The following is a 6,239-nucleotide window of genomic DNA, read 5'->3' as shown; positions in this document are numbered from 1 at the left end:
TCTAAACCTACTGACATTGCTTCTGTAATCATAGTACGAACATATCGTTCCACCCATACTGGACCAAGCTTCAACATATCATTTGCTAATGGAATAAATGCTGTTAATTTCAGTTGAGTAATTGATTCTTTTCGGAATGCAGCATTTAATTGCCCTTTAATATCACCAAATAACGGTCCCCATACAGCTGCACCATCTGGATCTCCATATATAAATTCTGTCACGGCTCCTAAATTCTCTAAACCGATATGCTCTAGTAACGGATGACCTTGAACTAAATCATCAAAAATTCTCTCTTGTGTTGTTTTAGGTAAAGTTTCAGTAGATTTAAAGCCACCCTCTTCAACAACGGCATTAAAGAACTTCATTTCTTCACTTGTTAATACATTAGCACCACGAGATTGCATAATAGAACGATCTACCATTGATTCATTCACTTGATTTAAAATATCTGAACGAACATCTGTAGCAAGTGCTTCAATCATGGAATTTAACGCTGCTGTTTGTTCTTCTGCTGTACCTTCCTGTGTCGCTTTTGCAAAAGCTAGTTTTTTATCTTCGAAATTATTAAACTTAATAACCATATTTTATTTTCCTCCTAAATTTAAAAAGAGCGTACTCAAATTCTGTTTCGGTTTAACAGGAACTTGAATAGGCCCTTTGGGATTTGTATTCAGTTGTAAATCATTCAGAATCTCATTTTTTAATCCTGATAAAGCTGCGCTTAAATCTTCTTTTGTAATTCCTTGTGATCTTTCCTTTCTCAGTGTTCCGTTTCTAAAACCATCGATTACTTTTTGCGGAATCATGGAAGAACTGGCGCTTGAAGCTGTCATTTTAACTGTATTCTCCATAAACATGATTTCATCCGCAAATTTATTTTCTAATGCTTGTTGCGGACCCATCCAAGTCTCTTCAGCCATCATATTAAGTAGTTCCTCTTCTGATTTACCGCTTTTAATGACATAAGCATTTACAATTGCACTATCTGTCGTTTTCAACATTTCAGCTGCCTTTTCCATGTCACGATGATCTCCACCATTCCACATTGAAGCATTATGAATCATAATTTGTGCTGTAGGTGATATTCGGACTTTATCACCAGCCATCGCAATAACAGAAGCCGCACTTGCAGCCAAACCAACAATTTGAACTTCCACGTTACCAGGATAATTTTTTAATGCTGTATAAATTTCTGACCCTTCGTGTACATAACCACCAGGACTGTTAATCGATACAATTAAATCATCACCATTGGCATTAGTTAGTTCTTTTGAAATTTTACCTGGGCTTACAGCATCCATTTCAAACCAATCATAAATCCACGCTTCATCATTCGAAATAATTGGTCCTTTCACGTCAATTTTCACCGTCATTTGTATTCTCACCCCCTTCAGAGTCATTTAATTTTGTATAGTTCTTCGTAATATGATGGATATTTAGGTTTGGATCATCCGACTCTTCATAATCTACTTCCGAACGAATTTCATTCCCCGTAAATGCACTTGAAGAAATGAGTTTATCAATACTTGTCGCCAGCTCAAATATACTTTGATAGGAAACCGCCTTAACCTCAATTTTTTGTCCCAAAAGATATTCACTCATTTCGAAGAATTTAACATTCGCTTCATCAGATAGTTTTTTTAATAATGGTCGTACTGTGAAAAGCATATAATTTTTCGTTTGCTTTTCTACATCAGCCATTTCTCCATATATCAAAGCTATAGGAATACCAATTGCCATAGCTACTTGATTTAAGAAACCATTTGTTACTTTATTAATTTCTTCCACACTTGGACCATTCGCAACACCATTGTATATCTCGTTATAATTTATACCTTTTTGCTGTGGAACAATAGCTATATCTTTCGAACCAATTGACTTATACATGTTGTCTATAAACTCTTGTAACTTTGCTATTTGTTCTTCAGTTTTGGCACCAATCATATCCATATCAACCGTACCACGAACTTGATTTTTACGTTTTTGAGAGTTTAATATCCTGCCGAATAAATCTCCGTAGTCTGCAAATAATCCATCAATAAGTGGAGATAATTTATCATTCCGATACTTCAAATGAATAACTTCGCTTTGCTTAAAACTTCTCTTAAACGTATAATCTTTAACCCTTACATCAGTAAAAGTATCTTCAAAAACAGCGTACTCATTATGTTGAAATCCATCTGCAATAAGTAAATCACCATCATCTGCTTGTATAACTAAACACTCATTATCATAAATAAGTTTGCGAATAAACCGTTCCCAAAAGGTACTTGCGGTCATATTCTTGTTTGGTCTTATGTTTAATCGATAATAAAGCTCATCCTTCTTAAATGATTTACCATTCCTTACTCTAAATTCAGATTGACTAATCGTCCTTCCTAAAAATGATACGCATGTATCAATCGCCAAGCGTTTCATATGAAGCCTGTTTGCTGTATCAGTTATTATGTCCAGATCCAACATAAATTCTAATTCTTTATTTCTTTTAAATACTGTACCTAACCATCCAATGGTTATCACCCCCTTTATTAGAATTTAATATTGCCTATAACAAAGTCAGTAGCTTCTTGTATCTCATCCGCCCGATAAAGAGCATGAACAAAACACTGAAACCCATCTGTTTTTCGACGAATGGGCTCTTTCTTTTCGTATATTTTATTTCCATCAGCTTTGATAACAACCAACACATTTTGCGTATACCAACGCATTAGCGGATTATCTTCAAAAATAATTTGTTTATTTGCAAATGCCATTTCAATACGTGGAGCTAATAAACTATGAATAGCTTTTGGGTTTCGTATAACTTCTATTTCAAACCCTTCTGCTACTAATAGCGGTCTTATTGCTTCCATACGGAAGTTATCAGCTATAATTTTTTTGATTCCATATTGCTCGCGCATTGCTACAAACCAATCAACAATATGTTGAGGATTAATAGTAGGCTCGTCCACAACTGTTAACAAACCTTGCTCTTCCCACTCTTTGATTGGAGCGAATTTTTGTTTCTTGAACTCGCCTGCTTTTTTAGAATACCCGTAATAGATATCAACAAATTCTTTTCGTACGAAGGAATGAGTTTTAAAGATATATTCACCATTTTGTCTAAATAAAAGACCACATGCTGCGAAATCTCGAATACTCGCAAAGTCTAACGCTCCTATGCATTCTTGAGCATGTAAATCAGGGAACGGACGGTTTGTAGCAAGAATCTCTGACCATTTTGCAACAGATCGTTCTAGATTTGTAACTGGTAAGTTCATACGCTTTGTCATAAATTCTTCTCGGTTACTTGGATCATCCTCTAAATCTTCATATTCTTCCTTTATCGTTTCAAGTAATCCCTCAGCATACTCGCTTAGTGGCTGCGATAACATAGGATTAGCTAATTCCCAATTATCAATATCATCAACTTCCTTTTCATCATTAAGCTTACAAATAAAAGGAAAGACAGCGTTTGGACGTGCTTCGCCTTTTAAAATTTTCATTGCTTTTTCTTTTAATTTATCTAAGAAACCGTCTCGTACATACCCATCTGTACCAATATAAAACTCGCGTGGATTCTTTCTTTTCCCCAAACCGCTGATGTGGACGCGGACATCTTTATTGCTTTCATATCGATGTATTTCATCGAAAACAACCGCACCGTCTCGCAAACCATCTTTTGTATCTCCGTTTGATGTTCTAAACTTCAATACACTTGCAGTAGCTCTTGAAGTAGTTTGTGTTTCAGTTGCTTTAAAAGCCTTTTTTAAAGTTTCATGTCTGCGAACCGTTTTCTTTACTTCATCAGGACTTGTCTTCGCTTGTTCTTCACTATTTGCAACAACAGATATGTTATATTCAGGTATCCCATGCAATTCACTAATTAAAAAATGAGCGATAACTGATATTAAACCGTTTTTACCACCACCGCGTCCTAACATCCACAAGAACTTGCGATAAAATACACGACCATTCTTCTTATAAAGTAAAAAAACGAATGCTATTAAGAATTTTTGAAATGGCTGCAAAGGAAAATACCACTTCTCACCGAAGTTGATACAGTCCTGGATCATTTCATCATCAAAATACAAATCGTCTCTGTTTAAAACGTATTTTTCTAGATAATTAATTAACAGTTCTCTTTCTTTGTTGAACTTTACCTTTCCGGATCGATAAAACTCAATGTATTCTTCCACATACTTTTGCTTAATCATGTTAAATCACTTTTGCTATATCCAGTATTAGAATTATCAATCTTAGGAGGATTAAAATCTAATCCTAAATCCTTTCCTAATGCAATTAATGAACTGTTAATTTTATTTTTCTCCGCAATCGCTGGGTTTGGTTTGGTGAACTTTTGCGATCCGTTAATTGTAGTAATCATTGTTCCAAACTCTTCAATAGCTTCATCCAATTGATAGTACAATTCTAAGAGGTTTAAATACCTCTCAACCTTCTCAACTTGAATGCTATTTTCTTCATCTATTCGATTTAATAGTTCTCTTTTTACTTTCGCTTTGTTCTTCACAGTCACCACCCCCCTTACGTGCGTAAATTTAGCAAAAAAACCTGACAGTTAACCCCCTCCTCCGGTGCCCCTTAGACGAAAAAAAGCCCAACCTTCGAACCGGGGGGCCTTATCCCTGAATCATTTTCACCACTTTTCATCGTTTTCCCATTTGTTCGGTTTCTTTTTGAATGTTCTACCGTGTTCTTTATTATGGCAATCCACACAGACTGTTTCTAAGTTATCTATTTCTAATGCAAGTTCTGGATGATGTCCTAGTTCTTTTATATGATGGACAACGAGTTGAATCTTCTTACGCTTGGCACGCTCACTGTACTCATTGGTATCAGTTTGTACACGACCATTTCGTTTACATTCCTGACACTCATAATTGTCTCGCTTTTTTACTTCTTCTCGCAATTGTTTCCATGCCCTACTGTCATAGAACTTACGTTTTTGTTGTTTTGTTTTATATTCTCTCATTCTCTCAATCTCTCTTTACCACTCTACTTTCGAACTACTCCTCTAAACAACCATCTATCAACCCTTCTTTTTAATCTCATAAAAAAGGAAGGATTGAATTGTTTTTGATTCTTTTCATCATTCTTTACTAATTCTTCTATTGTCGAATCCATAAGATGAGTCATTGAATAGAACATAGGTTGTTGACCATACATTTTATAATATTTAAACTGAAGTTCATCCATTTCTACTACCGTTCGATTTTTAAAATATCTATGATAAATTATATCGTCCAAAGGACTTAGACCGAGCGCATCAATTTTCTTTTGTACCTCTGTTTCAATATGTTCCATCTTCTCCACTCCTCGTCTTATCTGTTCTCATTCAAATACCATTTGGGCATTTGCTAATTTATATTCATTTTTATTGGTATACAAAACCAAAATTAACAAATAATAAGAGTGGATGAAGAACTTTCACTACGGCTTTGTACATTGAATGACCCCAATTAGCTATTCTACATCTTTGAAATGTATGAATATGTATGCGCTTCATCCTTTCAGTTACTCCATGAAGGATAAGGAACATGTTGTATACTTCCTATTAAACCTACACCATTATTTCCCTTTGTTATAAATTATACAACTGTTCTTTATCCCTTCCCTTTTACATTTGTAAAAGGTTATATTTACGATTCTAGACTTGTCTGTTTCTTGTTATAGTAAAAGTACCCTAACATTCCGAATACCAATTATGGTTATAATGGACTTTTTTTACACTTCATATGCACAGTTGCTTATCTCACACAGATGATGCTGCAGCTGTGCTTTTCATTTCTTTCTACTTCTTTAAAAATTCATCCATAGTTTTATCTAACAAACTAACCATCGCTTCTCTTCTTTGCTTTGGTGTTGTATTGTCTTCCAACCCATTAAAGATTGGAATTACATTTTCTAATTTCCGTTTATCGATACGCTCATTCACAAGCTCCTGTCCTAACATTGAAATGAATGTGCCGATAATCACGGCTTGTTCTTGTTTAATTAGTTTCATTCTTCATCCTCCTCCAAAACAAAAAGCACCCAGATGGATGCTTCCTTATTTCACATGACACTCCCTCGCTTTTGCTACTATTGAAAGACTATCTCTTATAGAATCAGCAACAACAAGAAGATAACTGACCACGAATCTCACCACTAGGATGTTGAACAGTACGAACATTAATATAAATATTTTCAACATTAATTTCATTTACAAGATCCCTTAACGAATGACCTGCTAATGA

The 6,239-nt window shown here is 34.9% G+C and carries 8 protein-coding genes and 1 pseudogene; all 9 read right to left on the bottom strand.

The genetic code is table 11. From position 1 onward, the window contains the following. Positions 1-584, bottom strand: a pseudogene (locus tag PDL00_RS34475) (phage major capsid protein); the annotation flags it as partial. Positions 585-587: 3 nt separating this feature from the next. Continuing rightward, a complete protein-coding gene (locus tag PDL00_RS34470; protein ID WP_098214552.1) occupies positions 588-1,376 on the bottom strand; it encodes a head maturation protease, ClpP-related in 789 nt (262 codons plus the stop codon). Further along, on the bottom strand, positions 1,360-2,523 hold the full coding sequence (locus PDL00_RS34465) for a phage portal protein (protein WP_098487495.1): 1,164 nt from the start codon (positions 2,521-2,523) through the stop codon (positions 1,360-1,362). The genes PDL00_RS34470 and PDL00_RS34465 overlap by 17 nt, the downstream gene beginning before the upstream one ends. 8 nt (positions 2,524-2,531) lie before the next feature. Beyond that, the gene (locus tag PDL00_RS34460; protein WP_270733827.1) at positions 2,532-4,199 is read right to left on the bottom strand and encodes a terminase TerL endonuclease subunit; all 1,668 of its coding nucleotides are present in this window, start codon (positions 4,197-4,199) and stop codon (positions 2,532-2,534) included. Then, the gene (locus PDL00_RS34455) at positions 4,196-4,513 is read right to left on the bottom strand and encodes a P27 family phage terminase small subunit (RefSeq protein ID WP_006914586.1); all 318 of its coding nucleotides are present in this window, start codon (positions 4,511-4,513) and stop codon (positions 4,196-4,198) included. Before PDL00_RS34455 ends, PDL00_RS34460 begins: the two co-directional genes overlap by 4 nt. 126 nt (positions 4,514-4,639) lie before the next feature. Beyond that, the gene (locus tag PDL00_RS34450) at positions 4,640-4,975 is read right to left on the bottom strand and encodes an HNH endonuclease (protein WP_078187444.1); all 336 of its coding nucleotides are present in this window, start codon (positions 4,973-4,975) and stop codon (positions 4,640-4,642) included. Positions 4,976-4,998: 23 nt separating this feature from the next. Next, entirely contained in the window at positions 4,999-5,307 is a 309-nt protein-coding gene (locus PDL00_RS34445) for a hypothetical protein (RefSeq protein ID WP_061656728.1), read from the bottom strand. A 487-nt stretch (positions 5,308-5,794) separates the two neighbouring features. Beyond that, positions 5,795-6,007 carry a hypothetical protein gene (locus tag PDL00_RS34440; protein ID WP_006914581.1) on the bottom strand — a complete coding sequence of 71 codons (213 nt, stop codon included), beginning with the start codon at positions 6,005-6,007 and terminating at the stop codon, positions 5,795-5,797. A gap of 103 nt (positions 6,008-6,110) precedes the next feature. Continuing rightward, positions 6,111-6,239, bottom strand: a 129-nt coding sequence (locus tag PDL00_RS34435; protein ID WP_270733825.1) for a CHRD domain-containing protein, incomplete at its 5' end; no start/stop codon positions are given.

The organism is Bacillus cereus group sp. TH152-1LC, assembly GCF_027710505.1.
GTDB classification, from domain to species: domain Bacteria; phylum Bacillota; class Bacilli; order Bacillales; family Bacillaceae_G; genus Bacillus_A; species Bacillus_A mobilis.
Note: the sequence above shows the minus strand (reverse complement) of the source record. Positions and strands in the feature narration are given on the sequence as shown.